The organism is Pseudomonas sp. (assembly GCF_033723075.1).
Taxonomy (GTDB): domain Bacteria; phylum Pseudomonadota; class Gammaproteobacteria; order Pseudomonadales; family Pseudomonadaceae; genus Aquipseudomonas.
The window spans coordinates 92,937-109,502 of sequence record NZ_JAWVXU010000009.1 but is presented as its reverse complement, the minus strand read 5'-3'; the positions used below and the strand labels follow the sequence as shown (position 1 = coordinate 109,502).

The window sequence follows — 16,566 nt, the reverse complement described above, 5'->3', positions numbered from 1 at the left end:
ACTTTCGATGCCGAAATTGGCTGTATAAGCGGTTACTTGGCCATTATCCGGTAATGTTTTCCTTTTCAGACAATCAGTTACGTGGGTCCGACCCTGAGATGCGGAATCATGAGGTTATACCAATGTCGTTAAAGGGGGCGGAGTGATTTGTTCTTATTCACTCCGACCCCTTAATGCTGCTTCCCGTCGCAGTAGGCTAAACAACAGAGGTTTATAGCTGGTAACTAGAAAAAGGAAAAATATAAAATCACTGCAGTAGATACAAGAATTATTCCCGCGAGGCCGGTTTTCTGATGGGCAGCGAACAGAGTAAGAAAACCAGTTTTAGCACGCTCAGGATTTAGCTCCCAATCAGACTGAACAATTGTGTCGCATTCAAATAGAGGGCGCCAGTATTTCTTGATGTGCACTCCATTGTTTTCAAAAAACTCGCTATGAGAGTAATCGAAATATCTGTCCGTTACGGTCGCGCTCTTAAAACCGACACGGCCGGTACTTCCATATCCCCATGTAGAGCAGCTTGCTATCAGTGGCCAGATATCTCGGACGCCAACGTCATTAATAATTGAACTCTTCCGCATCCCTCGGGCGTTACGATCCCAAGGATAATTACGCTTAATCAGACAACCGCTTAGCACAATTTTTTCAAAGCTAATGTCTGGATGCTCTTCTAGAACTCTGCTTACTATGTACGTACCAAAGCTGTGCGCAATAACTGATATTCGAGCCAGCGGCTCCTCATCTTTCAATCGTCTAATATCACGCACAATCTTATTAACAGGCCCTGAGCGGAACGGGCCAGCTAACTGCATTCCAGTAACTACGTCATAGCCTAAGTCATGAACTTGCAAGTTCGCCACGCCATGGAGTTCTTGTTGGACCTGCCGCTGCCAGGCCCCATCCGTACGAATTCCATGGATAAGAACCAATATTTTCGAGTCTGCGCTGTCGCGAATGCCACTACGCTTATTATCTACGAGCCCATCGAATAGCAGCTTGTGCTCTTCAGGAATAGTTGATCGTACTAAACTAAATACTTCTTTTCTTTGTTTGGGGTCGGTCGCAGTCCACAACGTCTGAACCAGCTGTATTACTTCAGTGGAGTTCATCTTTTGCCACGCTATACATGATTTCAAGATCGCTATCACTGACTTCCATTTCGACCCCCCTTAAAGTGTCGAAAACAAGCGAGGGGCAGTCATACCAGCTATCTACTTGCATTATTTCAGGACCTAGCGGAGATCTGATAACCAACCGCCGCTCCATGATTCCTGCCTGTATTAGCACGGCTGTAACTTTCGCAAAGCGAGCAGAACTTCCTGCTTGAGAAATATCAAACAAGCGATTGATGTTCATAGTCACATCATAAACTTTTGCGCCGCTGGCCTTTTCGATATCTTCAAAGTGCTCAGCGACCCTAACCAGAGCATCTGCAATTTGCGGATTTTCTTCAATTAAGGGAGAGAATCTTTTCGATAACATAAGAATATTCTCCAGGCGTGCAAGTTGCGGTTATTGCAAACTCGTTCCGCTCGCCGCTCAAATATACGTGTATTTGCCGACTCGCATCACTTGGCATTATAAACCAAATGTTAGAACCAGTAACAAAACCTTTTTCCGCCATGAAACCCTTCATTGCGGCCGAGGAGCCTCCGTCCTCCGAAAGGTTTTTAGACACGTTTGGTGAAGCGAGGTTCATCGATATTCCGAAATCATTCATCGCTGTAGTTGTACTATAGCGAATGATGCCGGCGAGATCTTCTTGTTTGCTATATAAAGTGTCTTTGGCTTTACTCAGAGACACAGATTCGAAGACACCAGTCGGCACAAACTTGAGAATCATGTTTATAACGGTAGATAATTGCTCGTGGTATTTTGTTGAAGTATCTCTTGAGGCAATGCGTATCTGTAGAAGCCCTTCTCGGTCCAAGTGAGCGATACTAATCGCCCTCTTTTTAGTTATCTGATAAGTTTTGATACGCCGGCTTGTTGCAGCATCCAAATTATCTTCTACAAGTTTGCTGCTTTCCCGAGTCTCGCAGATCTTCACCGTTAGGGAGATTGGGCCAGAGCCATTTGAGGCCTCTTCCAGCCGTATATCAACTATTTCTGGAGCTTCTGGCATTTCGAGATGTAAGGGAATAGACATACGCTCGAAAACACCTAGATCGGTTGCCACCGATTCTACCCGGGCTCTTGCTAGGATTTTTACCGCGTCGGCTGGGTCGCTCTTGAAGAGAAAGATGTGCTGTTTGCCATACTCTTCCACTTGCCGGAGCAGGACTGACAAGTCTTCGATAGCGAGCTTTTTTGATTCTAATGCTGGCAGAATTCTTTGATTGTAGAGTTCATCCCAGTTGGGCGCGGTAATAGGGACTTTTCGGTCTCGCAAAAAATCACGAACGACTTCGAGACTGCTGGCTTCTCTGATCAACCCAAATATCATTTTAGCTTGTTTCAGTTCTGCAGGGCTAAGCACTAGCTCACTCCATATCTGGAAAACTTCTGAGTGACCGTCAACGGATGGCCGACTTCGTTTTACAGAGATGGCAGTAGTCGCCCAAAAGCGACCTCACCTGGCTAGCGTGTAGACGCCGTTTCCCTGCCCCTGAATTTTCGCCTTTAACACTAATGAACACAATCATCGCGTCGAAATATCATTGGCAGACTAATGCTGTGCATAGACAGCTCGTAGGATGGGTCGAGCGCAGTGATACCCATGCAGCTCGGCTAAACACCTTGATCCACCTGAAAACAAGATGGGCATCGTTTCAATCACCCCGTCCTACAAAGTAATGGGGGACCACGGTTTCCGGCCAGATTCTCGGTGCTGAAACCAGGGCCTGTCCCCCTGTTATTTAGCTGCCGTTCTCCATTTTTTGCATAGCGCATTATCAGCAGCGGGCTGCCGGAGACGCCCGCATTAGACGAAGATTTTTTTCACCTCTTCTCAGGGCCTTCCCAGATACAGCTCCAGCACCTTGTCCCAGTCGTCGCCGCCGGTGACCCGCAGCACCTCCTGGCTGATCCGTTCGCGGTAGGGGCTGCCGTCGGCCAGGGCGAAGGCATAGGACTGGTTGTCGAAGGTACCGGGCAGCAGGCGCAGGCCGCCGCCGCCCAGCTCGCCGTTGCGGTACTGCATGATCGGCAGGTCGTAGACCACCGCGTCGGCCTCGCCCTGCTGCACCGCGCGCATGGCCTCGAGCAGGTTGGGGTAGTCGCTGCGGCGAATCCGCTGGCTGTCCAGGTAGCGGGCGCTGACGGTCTTGTCGATGCTCGCCACATGGGCGCGGCGCAGGTCGTCGACGCCCTGGATGCCGCCCTGCAGGTTGCCCACGGTGAGCGCGCTGGTCACTGCCGCGGTGAAGGTCGAGACCATGACCAGCCCGGTGAACATCCACACCAGGGCGATCAGGCGTCCGCCCAGGGTCACCGGTGCCTTGTCGCCGTAGCCGACGGTGGTCATGGTCACCGCCGCCCACCAGAAGCTGGAGCCCAGGCCCTGCGCCGGGGAGCCGCCGAACTGCGGCTGATTGTGCCGCCGCTCGAACAGCCAGAGCAGCCCGCCGACCAGCAGCATCAGGACCGCCAGGCCGAGGATCAGGCTGACGAACTGCCAGGACAGCAAGCCCTTGACCGCGGCCCAGCCGCCACCCTCGCCGCCGTGCGGCACGCCTATGGCCAGGCCGGTGCGGTAGAACGGATGGGTGAAGTCGAAACGCGCCTCGCGCTCGGCGGTCATGGTCAGCGCGCCGACCACCGCATCCAGCTGGCCGTCCTCCAGGCTCGGCAGCAGACGTTCGAACGGCATCGGCAGCAGCTCGTAGCGGTAACCCGCCTGCTCGGCGACGGCCTGCCACAGATCGATGCTGATGCCGCGCCAGCTGCCGTCCGGCTCCTGAATGACAAAGGGCGGCACTTCGTTGATGCCTACCCGCAAGACCGGCGCGTTCGACTCCTGCGCTGCGGCAGGCCACCCCAGCAGACACAACAACAGACTGATCAGAATCCTCGGCACTGGCACGCTCCTTCCCTATCGGCAAAACGCCAGGGTAGCAAAAATGACCGCCCGCGCCCGGCCACGGCCTGGCTCGCGGACTATCCTGGGTTGCAGGCGCCCCGTTTGATGCGGGTCAAGATCCGCGCCGACAGCGCTGCCACACTGGCCGCGTCACTCTGCAGGATGCGCTTCATGTCCAGCGACCTCCGCCCTTCCCGCCTGTTCGTCGTGCCCCTGCTGCTGGGCCTGCTCGCCGCCGGGGTGTTCGGCTATTGGTTGTCGCTCAGGGAGCGCCTGCCCGAAGGCCTGGCCATGGGCAACGGGCGCCTGGAGGCCACCGAGGTGCAGATCGCCAGCAAGTACCCGGGCCGTCTGGCCGAAGTAACGGTGCAGGAAGGCGACCGGGTGACCCGGGGCCAGCTGCTCGCCCGCCTGGACACCCGCACCCTGGAGGCCCAGCGCGCCCAGGCCGAGGCCGAGGTGCGCCGCGCCGAGCAGAACCTGGCCGCCAGCCAGGCCAATGTGCGCCTGCGCGAGAGCGAGCGGCGGCTGGCCGAGCAGGACCTCAAGCGCTTTCGCGAGCTGTTCCAGCGCGGCCACACCAGCCGCCAGCAACTCGACCAGCAGCAGGCGCGCTTCGACACCGCCGGCGCCGCACTGCAGGCGGCCGAGGCCCAGGTCTCGGCGGCCCGCGCGGCGATCGGCGCGGCCAAGGCCCTGGTCGCCCAGCTGAGCAGCGAGATCGACGACAGCAGCCTGCGCGCGCCGCTCGACGGCCTGGTCCAGCTGCGCCTAGCCGAGCCCGGCGAGGTGCTCGGCGCCGGCGGCCGGGTGCTGCTGCTGATCGACCCCGGCGAGCAGTACATGAACCTCTACCTGCCCGCCGCCGTCGCCGGCCGCCTGACCCAGGGCGACGAGGCGCGGGTGCTGCTCGACGCCCTGCCCGAGCGGCCGCTGCCGGCCAGGATCGCCTATGTGGCCGCCAAGGCGCAGTTCACCCCCAAGGAGGTGGAGACCCGCGACGAGCGGCAGAAGCTGGTGTTCCGGGTCAAGCTGCGCCTGAGCGAGCCGGCCGCCGTGCCCCAGGCCAAGCCGGGCATGCCCGGCGTCGGTTATGTGCGCAGCGCCGAGGTCGCCTGGCCGGCCGAGCTGCAATGAGCGCCTGGGCGATCCGCGCCGAAGGCCTGCAGCATGGCTACGGCAAACAGCTGGCGCTGGACGGCATCGACTTCGAGCTGGCGGTCGGTGCGCGCTGCGCCCTGATCGGCCCGGACGGCGCCGGCAAGTCCAGCCTGCTGGGCCTGATCGCCGGAGTGAAGAAGCTGCAGCGCGGCCGCCTGGAGGTGCTCGGCGGGCCGATCGAGCAGCGCCGCCACCGCACCAGCCTGTACCCGCGCATCGCCTTCATGCCCCAGGGCCTGGGGCACAACCTCTACCCCGACTTGTCGATCGCCGAGAACATCCACTTCTTCGCCACCCTGTTCGGCCTGAGCCGCGCCGAGCGCCAGGCGCGCATGGCCAACCTGCTGGCGGCCACCGACCTGACCGCCTTCGCCGAACGCCCGGCCGGCAAGCTGTCCGGCGGCATGAAGCAGAAGCTCGGGCTGTGCTGCGCGCTGATCCACGAGCCGGACCTGCTGGTCCTGGACGAGCCGACCACCGGGGTCGACCCCTTGTCGCGCCGGCGCTTCTGGGAACTGGTCGAGCAGGTGCGTGGCGGCCGGCCGCAGCTGACCCTGCTGGTGGCCACCGCCTACATGGAGGAGGCCGAGCAGTTCGAACACTGCCTGATGCTCGACCGCGGCCGGCTGATCGCCGCGGGCCGTACCGCCGAGCTGGCCAGGGTCACCGCCAGCGGTCGGCTAGAAGCGGCCTTCACCCACTTCCAGGGCGGCGCGGCGCCGCGCCAGGCGCTGCTGATCCCGCCCTTGCCCGCGCAGTCCGCCGAGATCGCCATTGAGGCCCGCGAACTGAGCCTGCGCTTCGGCGACTTCACCGCGGTGGACAAGGTCAGCTTCGCCATCCGCCGCGGCGAGATCTTCGGCTTCCTCGGCTCCAACGGCTGCGGCAAGACCACCACCATGAAGGTGCTCACCGGCCTGCTGCCGGCCAGCGCCGGCAGCGCCCGGTTGCTCGGCCAGCCGGTGGACGCCGGCGACCTGGCCACGCGCAAGCGGGTCGGCTTCATGTCGCAGAGCTTCTCGCTGTACGGCGAGCTGTCGGTGCGGCAGAACCTGGAGCTGCACGCGCGCCTGTTCGACCTGCCGGCGGCCGAGGGCCGCGCACGCAGCCAGGCGCTGATCGAGCGTTTCGGCCTGGCCGAACACGCCGGCGACGCGGCCGGCGAGTTGCCCCTGGGCCTGCGCCAACGGCTGTCGCTGGCGGTGGCGGTGATCCATGGCCCGGAGGTGCTGATCCTCGACGAACCCACCTCCGGCGTCGACCCGGCGGCGCGCGACGACTTCTGGCGCCTGCTGCTGGAGCTGTCACGCGAGCAGGGGGTGACCATCTTCCTCTCCACCCACTTCATGAACGAGGCCGAGCGCTGCGACCGCATCTCGCTGATGCATGCCGGCCGGGTGCTGGCCTGCGACACGCCGGCCGCGCTGCAGCTGCAGTTCGCCGCGCAGGACCTGGAGCAGGCCTTCGTCCGCTGTCTGGAGCAGGCCCAGGGCGACAGCCCCGCGCCGCCGCCAGCGGCTGTTGCCGTTGCCGTTGCGACCTCCGGCCCGTCACCGCTGCAGCCCGGCTTCAGCCTGCGCCGCCTGCGCGCCCTGGCCGTGCGCGAGAGCATGGAGCTGCTGCGCGACCGGGTGCGCCTGGCCTTCGCCCTGTTCGGCGCGCTGTTCATGATGGTGATCTTCGGCTACGGCATCTCCCTGGACGTGGAACACATCGCCTTCGCCGCCCTCGACCAGGACCAGTCGCCGCACAGCCGCGCCTACCTGGAGGCCTTCCGCAGCTCGCGCTATTTCGACGAGCGCGCGCCTATCGGCGATGCCGGCGAACTGCACCGGCGCCTGCAACGCTCGGAGCTGAAGCTGGCGTTGCAGATCCCGCCGGGCTTCGGCCGCGACCTGCTGGCCGGGCGCCAGCCGCAGGTGGCCGCCTGGCTCGATGGCGGCATGCCGTTTCGCGCCGAGACCAGCCGCAACTACGTCGAGGCCGTGCACCTGGCCAACCTCGAGCGCCTGGCCCGGGAGAGCAGCCCGGCCCTCGCCGCACCGGCCGTGGCGAGCCTGGAGACGCGCTTTCGCTACAACCAGGACGTGGTCAGCGTGCACGCCATCGGCCCCGGGGTGATGGCGCTGATCCTGGCCTTCATCCCGGCCATGCTCACCGCCCTGGGCGTGGTGCGGGAGAAGGAGCTGGGCTCGATCAGCAACTTCTACGCCACGCCGCTGACCCGCCTGGAGTTCCTCCTCGGCAAGCAGCTGCCGTACCTGGTCATCAGCCTGCTCAACCTGGCCATGCTGGTGGCGCTCAACCGCCTGCTGTTCGGCGTGCCGTTCAAGGGCAGCGGCCTGACCCTGGCCCTCGGCGGCCTGCTCTACCTGCTCGCCACCACCAGCCTGGGCCTGCTGATCTCGGCCTTCACCCGTACCCAGATCGCCGCGATCCTCGGCACGGTGATCATCACCACCCTGCCGACCGTCCAGTACTCCGGGCTGATCGTGCCGCGCTCCTCGCTGGCAGGCGGCTCGGCGCTGATGGGCCATGTGTTCCCGGCCGGGCACTTCCTCGACATCGCCGTCGGTACCTTCACCAAGGCCCTCGACCTGCGCAGCCTGTGGCCGCAATGCCTGGCGCTGCTGGGCTTCTTCCTCGTCGCCAGCGCGCTCAGCGTGTGGCTGCTGAAAAAGCAGGAGGTCTAGGGTGAACAAGCTGGCGCATATCTTCCGCCTCGGCCTCAAGGAGCTGACCAGCCTGCGCCACGACAGCGTGCTGCTGCTGTTCCTGCTGTATGCCTTCAGCGTGGCCGTCTACATGCCGGCCACCGGCTCGGTGATAGGCGTGCACCATGCCAGCGTGGCCATGGTCGACGAGGACCGCAGCCCGCTGTCGCGGCGCCTGGCCGAGGTGCTGCAGCCGCCGGAATTCCAGATCCCCGAGCTGCTGCCCTACGACCAGCTGGACGCAGCGATGGACAGCGGCCGCTTCACCTTCGTCATCGACATTCCGGCGAACTTCCAGGTCGATCTGCTGGCCGGGCGCCAGCCGGCCCTGCAGGTCAATGTCGACGCCACCGCCATGAGCCAGGCGTTCATGGGCGCGCGCGATCTGGGACGGATTCTGCAGCGCGAGCTAGTCGACTACGCCCATCCGGACGCCGCCGCACAGGCGCCGGTCGGGCTGACCAGCCGCGCGTTGTTCAACGCCAACCTGCAGGGCGGCTGGTTCCTCGCGCTGCTGCAGATCGTCAACCACATCACCATCCTGGCCGTGTTGCTGACCGGCACCGCGCTGCTGCGCGAACGCGAGCACGGCACCCTCGACCACCTGCTGGTGCTGCCGCTGACCGCACTGGAGATCATGCTGGCGAAGATCTGGAGCAACGCCCTGGTGGTGGTGATCTGTACCTGGCTTTCGCTGGAACTGGTGGTCAAGGGTGCACTCGGCGTGCCGCTGGCCGGCTCGCTGGCCTTGTTCCTCGCGGTGACCGCACTCTACCTGTTCGCCAGCACCGCACTGGGCATCTTCCTCGCCACCCTGGCGCGCTCGATCCCGCAATTCGGCCTGCTGGCGATCCCGGTGATTATCCCGATGCTGATGCTCTCCGGCGGCAGCACGCCGATGGAGAGCATGCCGGTGTGGCTGCAGTGGCTGATGCAGCTCTCGCCGTCGACCCATTACCTGAGCCTGAGCACCTCGATCCTGTTCCGCGACGCCGGCCCGGGCGTGCTCTGGCCCGAGCTGGCGGCGCTGACGGCGATCGGCCTGGTGTTCTTCGGCCTGGCGCTGCGACGCTTTCGCAGCAGCCTGACGGCCTAGTCTGTTAGACGGCCACCGGCGCGGCGATGTGCGGATGGGCCTGATAACCGAGCAGCTCGAAGTCCTCGAACTTGAAGGCGAAGATGTCCTTCACTTCGGGGTTGAGCTTCATCACCGGCAGTGGCAGCGGCTCGCGGCTCAGTTGCAGATCGGCCTGTTCGAGGTGGTTGGCGTACAAGTGACAGTCGCCGCCGGTCCAGATGAATTCGCCCGGTTGCAGGTCGCAGACCTGGGCGACCATCAGGGTCAGCAGGGCGTAGCTGGCGATATTGAAGGGCACGCCGAGGAAGATGTCGGCCGAGCGCTGGTAGAGCTGGCAGCTGAGCTTGCCGTCGGCGACGTAGAACTGGAACAGCGCGTGGCACGGCGGCAGGGCCATCTGCTCGACCAGTGCGGGGTTCCAGGCGGTGACCAGCAGGCGCCGCGAATCCGGGTTGCTCTTGATCATGTCGATCAGCTTGGCGATCTGGTCGATCGACTCGCCGTTCGGCGCCGGCCAGTTGCGCCACTGGTAGCCGTAGACCGGACCGAGGTCGCCGTTCTCGTCGGCCCACTCGTCCCAGATGCGCACGCCGTGGTCCTTCAGGTACTTGATATTGGTGTCGCCCTGAAGGAACCACAACAGCTCGTGGATGATGGATTTCAGGTGGCACTTCTTGGTGGTGACCAGGGGAAAACCCTCGGCCAGGTCGAAGCGCATCTGGTGGGCAAACAGGCTGTAGGTGCCGGTGCCGGTGCGGTCGCTCTTGAAGGTGCCGGTGTCGCGCACCAGGCGCATCAGCTCGAGGTACTGTTTCATCGGGCGGCTCCCTGGACGGCTTGGCGGTGGTAGGCGAACCAGATCAGACCCACCCCGAGAAGAATCATCGGCAGACTGAGCACCTGACCCATGGTCAGCCAGTTCCAGGCCAGGTAGCCGAGCTGCTGATCCGGCACCCGGACGAATTCGACGATAAAGCGGAACAGCCCGTAACAGGCGGCGAACATGCCCGACACCGCCATGGTCGGCCGCGGTTTGCGCGAGTAGAACCAGAGAATGGCGAACAGCGCCACGCCTTCCAGGGCGAACTGATAGAGCTGCGACGGATGGCGCGCCAGTTGCTCGGGGTCGGTGGGGAAGACCATGGCCCAGGGCAGGTCGGTGGCCTTGCCCCACAGTTCGGCGTTGATGAAGTTGCCGATACGCCCGGCACCCAGGCCGATCGGTACCAGCGGCGCGATGAAATCCATCAACTGGAAGAAGCTCTTGCCGTTGCGCTGGCCGAACCACCAGCTCGCCAGCATCACGCCGATAAAGCCGCCGTGGAACGACATGCCACCCTTCCACACCTGCAGGATCAGGCTCGGCTGGTCGATATAGGCCGCCAGGTCGTAGAACAGCACATAGCCCAGGCGACCGCCGAGGATCACCCCCATGGCCACCCAGAACACCAGATCGGAGAGTTTTTCCTTGCTCCAGTTCGGCTCGAAGGTGCTCAACCGGCGCGATGCCAGCCACCAGGCGCCACCGATACCGATCAGGTACATCAGGCCGTACCAGTGAATTTTCAGCGGGCCCAGGGCAATCGCCACCGGATCTATCTGCGGGTAAGGCAGCATTTCAACTCCTCAAATCAAAAAACTCAGGCCCACGCTGAACAGCAGCAGGGCGAACAGGCGCTTGAGCAGGCGTGGCGACAGACGATGCGCCAGGCGTGCGCCGAAACGGGCGAAGAACATGCTGGTGAAGGCAATCCCGGCCATCGCTGGCAGATAGACGAAACCCAGGCTCCAGTCCGGCAGTTGCGGGCTGTCCCAGCCCAGCCACATGAAGGTCAGCGCGCCGGCCACGGCAATCGGCAGGCCGCAGGCGGCCGAGGTCGCCACCGCCTGCTGGATGGGCACGCTGCGCCACATCAAGAAGGGCACGTTGAGCGAACCGCCGCCAATCCCGAAGATCGCCGAGGCCCAGCCAATAAAGCCGCCGGCCACGGTCAGACCCAGCTTGCCTGGGACAACGCTGCTGGCCTTGGGTTGCAATTCCAGGGCCATCTGCAGGGCGATGACGATGGCGAACACGCCGATGATTTTCTGCAGCAGCGGCCCCTGGATCGCGGCGGCGGTCATGGCCCCCAGGGCAGCCCCAAGCAAGATTCCCAGGGTCATCCAGACGAACACCGGCCAGCGCACCGCGCCTTTGCGCTGGTGCTCCAGGACCGAGTTGATCGAGGTGAAGACGATGGTCGCCAGCGAAGTCCCCACCGCCAGGTGGGTCAGCACGTTCGGGTCGAAGCCCTGGGCGGCGAAACTGAACACCAGCACCGGCACTATGATGATCCCGCCACCGACGCCGAACATCCCGGCCAGCACTCCCGCTGCGGCGCCCAGCACTAAATACAGCAAGAGCTCCATCACCACCCCCGAAAACAAAGCGCAATGGTAATCGTCGCAGGCGCATGCGGGAAGCGCGAAGCCGCATCCTCCACTTGCGCAATCGGGCAGCTGCGCTTCAATCTTAGGACTGAAGCTACCTGCCCCGAAAGGATTCCCATGTGCCTGATCGTATTTGCCTGGCGTCCCGGCCATGATCTGCCGCTGGTCATGGCCGCCAACCGCGACGAGTTCTATGCTCGCCCCAGCCTGCCACTGGCCGAGTGGGAAGATGCGCCGGGGCTGTATGCCGGGCGGGACCTGGAAGCCGGCGGCACCTGGCTGGGTATCGGCCCACACGCACGCTTCGCCGCGCTGACCAATATCCGTGACCCGCGCCAGCCACCGCGAGGCCGCTCGCGCGGTGAACTGCCGGTGCAATTCCTGTGCGGCTCGCTCGGCCCCGAGGCGTTCTTGCGCGACCTGGCCCAGCGCGCCGGAGATTACTCGGGCTTCAATCTGTTGCTCGGCGACCGCGAGCAACTGTGGTTGTTGAATTCGCGCACGGGCATGCCACAGCAACTGACTGCAGGGCTCTACGGGCTGTCCAACGCCTATCTGGACACGCCCTGGCCCAAGGTCGAAAAGGGCAAAGCCCTGCTCGGCGAATGCCTGGCAGCACCGCAGATACCGTCCCTGCTGGACCTGCTGCATGACGGGCAACAAGTCGAGGATGCGCGCCTGCCCGACACCGGCGTCGGCCTGAATACCGAGCGCGTACTCTCGAGCATATTCATCGCCACCCACAGCTATGGCACCCGCGCCAGCACTGTGCTGCTGGTCAATGCCGACGGTTCGAGCACCCTGGTCGAGCGCAGCTACGGGCCCTTTGGCGCACGCCTGAACGAGGTGTGGATCGAGCGCTAGGCGCCTCCCGCCTGGGATTCAGGCCTGGATATTCGACGCCGGATTGATCATGCGGCCCAGGCCAAGGTTGCGCAGGGCCAGCTGCAGGGTGCTGTGGATCACCTGTGGGTTGTCGATGGTCATCACCTGAGCCAGCAGCTCCTTGGCCTTGCCCAGGCTGATCTGACGCAGCAGCCACTTGACCTTGGGCAGGTTGGTGGCGTTCATCGACAGGCTGTCGAAGCCCATCGCCATCAGCAGCACCGCCGCCGCCGGATCGCCGGCCATTTCGCCACAGATGCTCACCGGCTTGCCTTCGGCATGGGCGCCCTCGACCACCTTGCACAGCGCTTGCAGCACCGCCGGATGGAGGAAGTCGTAGAGGTCGGCGACCCGCGGATTGTTGCGATCCACCGCCAGCAGGTACTGGGTCAGGTCGTTGGAGCCGACCGAGAGGAAGTCGACCTGACGCGCCAGCTCACGCACCTGATAGACCGCGGCGGGGATTTCGATCATCACCCCCACCGGCGGCATCGGGATGTCGACGCCTTCGTCGCGCACTTCGCCCCAGGAACGGTGAATCAGGTGCAGCGCTTCTTCCAGCTCCTGAATCCCGGAAATCATCGGCAACAGGATGCGCAGGTTATCCAGGCCTTCGCTGGCCTTGAGCATGGCGCGGGTCTGCACCAGGAAGATTTCCGGGTGGTCGAGGGTAACGCGGATACCGCGCCAGCCGAGGAAGGGGTTTTCTTCCTTGATCGGGAAATAGCTCAGCGACTTGTCGCCGCCGATATCCAGGCTGCGCATGGTCACCGGCAACGGATGGAAGGCGACCAGCTGTTCGCGATAGATGGCCAGCTGCTCCTTTTCGCTGGGGAAGCGCTCCTTGATCATGAAGGGCACTTCGGTGCGGTACAGGCCCACGCCCTCGGCGCCGCGTTCCTGGGCGCGCTTCACATCGGCCAGCAGCCCGGTGTTGACCCACAGCGGCATGTGGTAACCGTCCAGCGTCTCGCACGGCAAGCCACGCAAGGCATCGAGGCCCTGGGTCAGCTGGCGCTCTTCCTCGACCACTTCGGCATACTGCTTGCGCAGCAGCTCGCTGGGGTTGGTGAACACCTCGCCGTGGTAGCCGTCGACGATCAGCTGGATGCCGTCGATCTTCGAGTAGGGCAGATCGACCACCCCCATCACCGTGGGAATACCCATGGCCCGGGCGAAGATCGCCACATGCGAGTTGCCCGAGCCCTGCACCGAAACCAGGCCGACCAGCTTGCCTTCCGGCACTTCGCCGAGCATGGCCGGCGACAGCTCCTCGCTGACCAGGATGCAGTTCTCGGGATACACCAGGGTCTGCTGACGTGCCTGCTGCAGGTAGGCGAGCAAGCGCCGGCCGAGGTCCTTGACGTCGGAGGCGCGCTCACGCAGGTAGGCGTCGTCCATCAGTTCGAAGCGATTGATATGTTCGCTGATCACCTGGCGCAAGGCGCCCTGGGCCCACTGTCCGGTCTTGATGAGCTTGACCACCTCGTTACCCAGGGCGGCGTCTTCCAGCATCATCAGGTAGACGTCGAACAGCGCGCGCTCTTCCGGACGCAGCTGGCTGGCCATCTTCGCCGACAAGGCGCGCATGTCGGTGCGCACGCCTTCCAGGGCGGAGCTGAACAGCAGCAACTCGGCGGCGATGTCCTCGACCTGCTTGTCCGGTACCACTTCCAGATCGGCCGCAGGCAGCACCACCACGGCCGTGCCCACCGCGGCACCGGGCGAACCCGGCACGCCGACGAACTTGGCCTCCTGGATGCCCTTGCCCTGCCTGCCCAGGCCGCGGATCGAACCGGTCGCCTCGGCGTGCGCGATAACCCCGGCGAGCTGGGCGCTCATGGTCACCAGAAAGGCTTCTTCGCCCTCGTCGAACTGGCGCCGTTCCTTTTGCTGGATCACCAGCACGCCCATCACCTTGCGGTGGTGGATGATCGGCGAACCAAGGAAGGAGGCATAACGCTCCTCGCCGGTTTCGGCGAAGTAGCGGTAGCGCGGGTGAGCAGCGGCGTCTTCCAGGTTGAGCGGCTCCTCGCGGGTGCCGACCAGACCGACCAGGCCCTCGTTGGACGCCATGCTGACCTTGCCGATGGAGCGCTTGTTCAGGCCATCGGTGGCCATCAGCACGAAGCGGTTGGTCTCCGGGTCAAGCAGATAGACCGAGCAGACCTGGCTGCCCATGGCCTCCTTGACCCGCTGTACGATGATGCCCAAGGCCGCCTTTAGATCCTTGGCGGCATTAACTTCCTGGACGATCTTGCGCAGCGTATTGAGCATGGCTCGGCTCTAGTCCGTATCAGTCCCGCGCCAACAGGCGCGGAGCGAGTTCCTTGAGGGCGCGGCGATAAACCTCGCGCTTGAATGTAACCACCTGGCCCAACGGGTACCAGTAACTGACCCAGCGCCAGCCATCGAACTCGGGCTTGCCGGTCAGGTCCATGCGTACCCGCTGCTCGTCCGACGTCAGACGCAGCAGGAACCACTTCTGTTTCTGGCCGATGCACAGCGGTTGACTGTGGGTGCGAACCAGACGCTGAGGCAGACGATACCTCAACCAACCCCGGGTGCAGGCGAGAATTTTCACATCCTGCTGCTCCAGGCCGACTTCCTCGTTGAGTTCGCGGTAGAGCGCTTCTTCCGGTGACTCATAGTCGTTGATCCCGCCTTGCGGGAACTGCCAGGCGTCCTGGTTTATCCGACGCGCCCAGAGCACCTGGCCGACATCATTGGTCAGAATGATGCCGACATTGGGGCGAAAACCATCAGGATCGATCACGGCGCACAACCTCGTAAACGCATGTTTCGGCATTGTTCCACAAAGGTCGCGACAGCAGCAACGCAGGCGCCCGAATGGGCAGCTCTTATAAAAGTCGCTATCCTGACGGCCCTTCTAAAGTTTTGATGAAAGGTGCCCTGTGCGTCTGGCTTTATTCGATCTCGACAACACCCTGCTCGGCGGCGACAGCGATCACGCCTGGGGCGATTACCTGTGCGAGCGCGGCATCCTCGATGGTGTCGCCTACAAGGCGCGCAACGATGAGTTCTACCAGGACTACCTGGCCGGTCGCCTGGATATCCGCGACTACCTGAACTTCAGCCTGGCGATCCTCGGCCGCAGCGAGATGGCGCAACTCGAGCAGTGGCATCGCGAATTCATGCGCGATTGCGTCGAGCCGATCATCCTGGCCAAGGGCGAAGCCCTGCTCGATGAACACCGCGCCGCCGGCGACAAGCTGTTGATCATCACCGCCACCAACCGCTTCGTCACCGCGCCGATTGCCGCACGCCTGGGCGTCGACACCCTGCTGGCCACCGAATGTGAAATGGCCGACGGCCGCTACACCGGGCGTACCACCGACGTGCCCTGCTTCAAGGAAGGCAAGGTCACCCGCCTCAACCGCTGGCTGACGGAAAGCGGATTCAGCCTGGCCGACAGCTGCTTCTACAGCGACTCGATGAACGACCTGGCGCTGCTGGAACAGGTCAGCCACCCGGTGGCGGTCGACCCCGACCCGAAGCTGCGCGCCGAAGCCGAGAAACGCGGCTGGCCGATCATTTCCCTGCGCTGAGCCTGAACCGCGACCGAGCACAGCCCTGCCCGCTGCAATCGCCGCGGGCACGCCACCTACAAGAATGTTGCGCGCTCGCCGTTGTAGCCCGGATGAAATCCCGGGAGCTCTCCAACAACCGCCCCGGATTGCATCCGGGCTACGGGACGGCAAAAAGCATCGCGGGCATGGCCCGCTCCTACACCCAGCGGGTCTGCGCATACACGGATCTACATGAGCGCCTGCCCTGTCAGGCCGGTTTGGCGCCCATCAGGCCCATGATCACCAGCAACAGCAGGACGATCAGCCCGGCATAGGCGGCGGTAAATCCCAGCAGGCGACTGGACGCCGGCGTTTCGCCGAGCGCCTGCCAGGCGGCCAGGCGACCGGCGAGCAACAGGCCGAAGAGCATCATCAGCGCGAACAGGATGCTGCCGAACAGCAGCCAGGTCTGCCCCAGCGGCCAACCGACCATGTTCACCAGACCCCAGCCACTGACCGGCAAGCTCAACGCCAGCAGGCCCAGCAGCGGCAGACTGATCATCCGGGTACGCCGCAGCTTGCGCTGCAGGATGGCCGCATCGCCACCGCGCCGGGCCTTCCACAGCATGAAGACATGGACCAGCACGCCGAGCAGCAGGAGGATGGCGGGCAGGCTGTGGGCGATTCGCAGTAGCAGGTATGAATCCATAACGGCTGTGTTCCCTGTCGGATTATCGACGCAATAGG

The 16,566-nt window shown here is 63.2% G+C and carries 15 protein-coding genes; 5 read left to right on the top strand and 10 right to left on the bottom strand.

The window, feature by feature from the left end:
* Positions 1-224: 224 nt before the first annotated feature.
* From R3355_RS12610 to R3355_RS12595, 4 genes are all read right to left on the bottom strand, one after another.
* The gene (locus tag R3355_RS12610) at positions 225-1,109 is read right to left on the bottom strand and encodes a hypothetical protein (RefSeq protein WP_318961489.1); all 885 of its coding nucleotides are present in this window, start codon (positions 1,107-1,109) and stop codon (positions 225-227) included.
* Positions 1,096-1,482, bottom strand: coding sequence for a hypothetical protein (locus tag R3355_RS12605; protein WP_318961488.1), 387 nt, complete (start codon positions 1,480-1,482; stop codon positions 1,096-1,098). The genes R3355_RS12610 and R3355_RS12605 overlap by 14 nt, the downstream gene beginning before the upstream one ends.
* Positions 1,451-2,479, bottom strand: coding sequence for a hypothetical protein (locus tag R3355_RS12600; RefSeq protein WP_318961487.1), 1,029 nt, complete (start codon positions 2,477-2,479; stop codon positions 1,451-1,453). Before R3355_RS12600 ends, R3355_RS12605 begins: the two co-directional genes overlap by 32 nt.
* Before the next feature lie 471 nt (positions 2,480-2,950).
* A complete protein-coding gene (locus R3355_RS12595; RefSeq protein WP_318961486.1) occupies positions 2,951-4,018 on the bottom strand; it encodes a transporter substrate-binding domain-containing protein in 1,068 nt (355 codons plus the stop codon).
* A gap of 174 nt (positions 4,019-4,192) precedes the next feature.
* Between R3355_RS12595 and R3355_RS12590 the strand changes: the two genes are divergently transcribed.
* From R3355_RS12590 to R3355_RS12580, 3 genes are read left to right on the top strand one after another with little or no spacing between them, the layout of a single operon-like run.
* Positions 4,193-5,158, top strand: a complete 966-nt coding sequence (locus R3355_RS12590; protein WP_318961485.1) for an HlyD family secretion protein — start codon at positions 4,193-4,195, stop codon at positions 5,156-5,158.
* Complete coding sequence (rbbA, locus tag R3355_RS12585; RefSeq protein ID WP_318961484.1) at positions 5,155-7,875, top strand: ribosome-associated ATPase/putative transporter RbbA; 2,721 nt, start codon at positions 5,155-5,157, stop codon at positions 7,873-7,875. The genes R3355_RS12590 and rbbA overlap by 4 nt, the downstream gene beginning before the upstream one ends.
* Before the next feature lies 1 nt (position 7,876).
* Positions 7,877-8,992 (top strand): ABC transporter permease, encoded by a 1,116-nt coding sequence (locus tag R3355_RS12580; RefSeq protein ID WP_318961483.1) that lies wholly within the window; start codon positions 7,877-7,879, stop codon positions 8,990-8,992.
* Positions 8,993-8,996: 4 nt separating this feature from the next.
* On the opposite strand, the gene R3355_RS12575 is transcribed toward R3355_RS12580, so the two are convergent.
* The 3 genes from R3355_RS12575 to R3355_RS12565 are packed head-to-tail and all read right to left on the bottom strand — an operon-like array spanning position 8,997 to position 11,383.
* Positions 8,997-9,791, bottom strand: coding sequence for a thymidylate synthase (locus tag R3355_RS12575; protein WP_318961482.1), 795 nt, complete (start codon positions 9,789-9,791; stop codon positions 8,997-8,999).
* Positions 9,788-10,591, bottom strand: a complete 804-nt coding sequence (lgt, locus tag R3355_RS12570; RefSeq protein WP_318961481.1) for a prolipoprotein diacylglyceryl transferase — start codon at positions 10,589-10,591, stop codon at positions 9,788-9,790. The genes R3355_RS12575 and lgt overlap by 4 nt, the downstream gene beginning before the upstream one ends.
* A gap of 9 nt (positions 10,592-10,600) precedes the next feature.
* Positions 10,601-11,383, bottom strand: coding sequence for a sulfite exporter TauE/SafE family protein (locus R3355_RS12565; RefSeq protein WP_318949176.1), 783 nt, complete (start codon positions 11,381-11,383; stop codon positions 10,601-10,603).
* A gap of 138 nt (positions 11,384-11,521) precedes the next feature.
* Here R3355_RS12565 and R3355_RS12560 point away from each other — a divergent pair, with 138 nt between their 5' ends.
* Positions 11,522-12,268: an NRDE family protein gene (locus R3355_RS12560; RefSeq protein WP_318961480.1), complete on the top strand. Its 747-nt coding sequence runs from the start codon at positions 11,522-11,524 to the stop codon at positions 12,266-12,268.
* An 18-nt stretch (positions 12,269-12,286) separates the two neighbouring features.
* On the opposite strand, the gene ptsP is transcribed toward R3355_RS12560, so the two are convergent.
* Complete coding sequence (ptsP, locus tag R3355_RS12555) at positions 12,287-14,566, bottom strand: phosphoenolpyruvate--protein phosphotransferase (RefSeq protein ID WP_318961479.1); 2,280 nt, start codon at positions 14,564-14,566, stop codon at positions 12,287-12,289.
* 19 nt (positions 14,567-14,585) lie between these two features.
* Positions 14,586-15,065, bottom strand: a complete 480-nt coding sequence (locus R3355_RS12550; RefSeq protein WP_079203695.1) for an RNA pyrophosphohydrolase — start codon at positions 15,063-15,065, stop codon at positions 14,586-14,588.
* 139 nt (positions 15,066-15,204) lie between these two features.
* Here R3355_RS12550 and R3355_RS12545 point away from each other — a divergent pair, with 139 nt between their 5' ends.
* A complete protein-coding gene (locus tag R3355_RS12545; RefSeq protein WP_318961478.1) occupies positions 15,205-15,858 on the top strand; it encodes an HAD family hydrolase in 654 nt (217 codons plus the stop codon).
* Positions 15,859-16,087: 229 nt separating this feature from the next.
* Here R3355_RS12545 and R3355_RS12540 read toward each other — a convergent pair whose 3' ends face one another.
* Positions 16,088-16,528 carry a DUF2269 family protein gene (locus R3355_RS12540; RefSeq protein WP_318961477.1) on the bottom strand — a complete coding sequence of 147 codons (441 nt, stop codon included), beginning with the start codon at positions 16,526-16,528 and terminating at the stop codon, positions 16,088-16,090.
* Between the last annotated feature and the right edge of the window lie 38 nt (positions 16,529-16,566).

What these genes read in the sequence shown, in the direction of transcription:
- R3355_RS12610 (WP_318961489.1), bottom strand. Translation starts at nt 1,109, where the DNA reads ATGAACTCCACTGAAGTAATACAGCTGGTTCAGACGTTGTGGACTGCG.
- R3355_RS12605 (WP_318961488.1), bottom strand. Translation starts at nt 1,482, where the DNA reads ATGTTATCGAAAAGATTCTCTCCCTTAATTGAAGAAAATCCGCAAATT.
- R3355_RS12590 (WP_318961485.1), top strand. Translation starts at nt 4,193, where the DNA reads ATGTCCAGCGACCTCCGCCCTTCCCGCCTGTTCGTCGTGCCCCTGCTG.
- rbbA (WP_318961484.1), top strand. Translation starts at nt 5,155, where the DNA reads ATGAGCGCCTGGGCGATCCGCGCCGAAGGCCTGCAGCATGGCTACGGC.
- R3355_RS12575 (WP_318961482.1), bottom strand. Translation starts at nt 9,791, where the DNA reads ATGAAACAGTACCTCGAGCTGATGCGCCTGGTGCGCGACACCGGCACC.
- lgt (WP_318961481.1), bottom strand. Translation starts at nt 10,591, where the DNA reads ATGCTGCCTTACCCGCAGATAGATCCGGTGGCGATTGCCCTGGGCCCG.
- R3355_RS12565 (WP_318949176.1), bottom strand. Translation starts at nt 11,383, where the DNA reads ATGGAGCTCTTGCTGTATTTAGTGCTGGGCGCCGCAGCGGGAGTGCTG.
- R3355_RS12560 (WP_318961480.1), top strand. Translation starts at nt 11,522, where the DNA reads ATGTGCCTGATCGTATTTGCCTGGCGTCCCGGCCATGATCTGCCGCTG.
- ptsP (WP_318961479.1), bottom strand. Translation starts at nt 14,566, where the DNA reads ATGCTCAATACGCTGCGCAAGATCGTCCAGGAAGTTAATGCCGCCAAG.
- R3355_RS12540 (WP_318961477.1), bottom strand. Translation starts at nt 16,528, where the DNA reads ATGGATTCATACCTGCTACTGCGAATCGCCCACAGCCTGCCCGCCATC.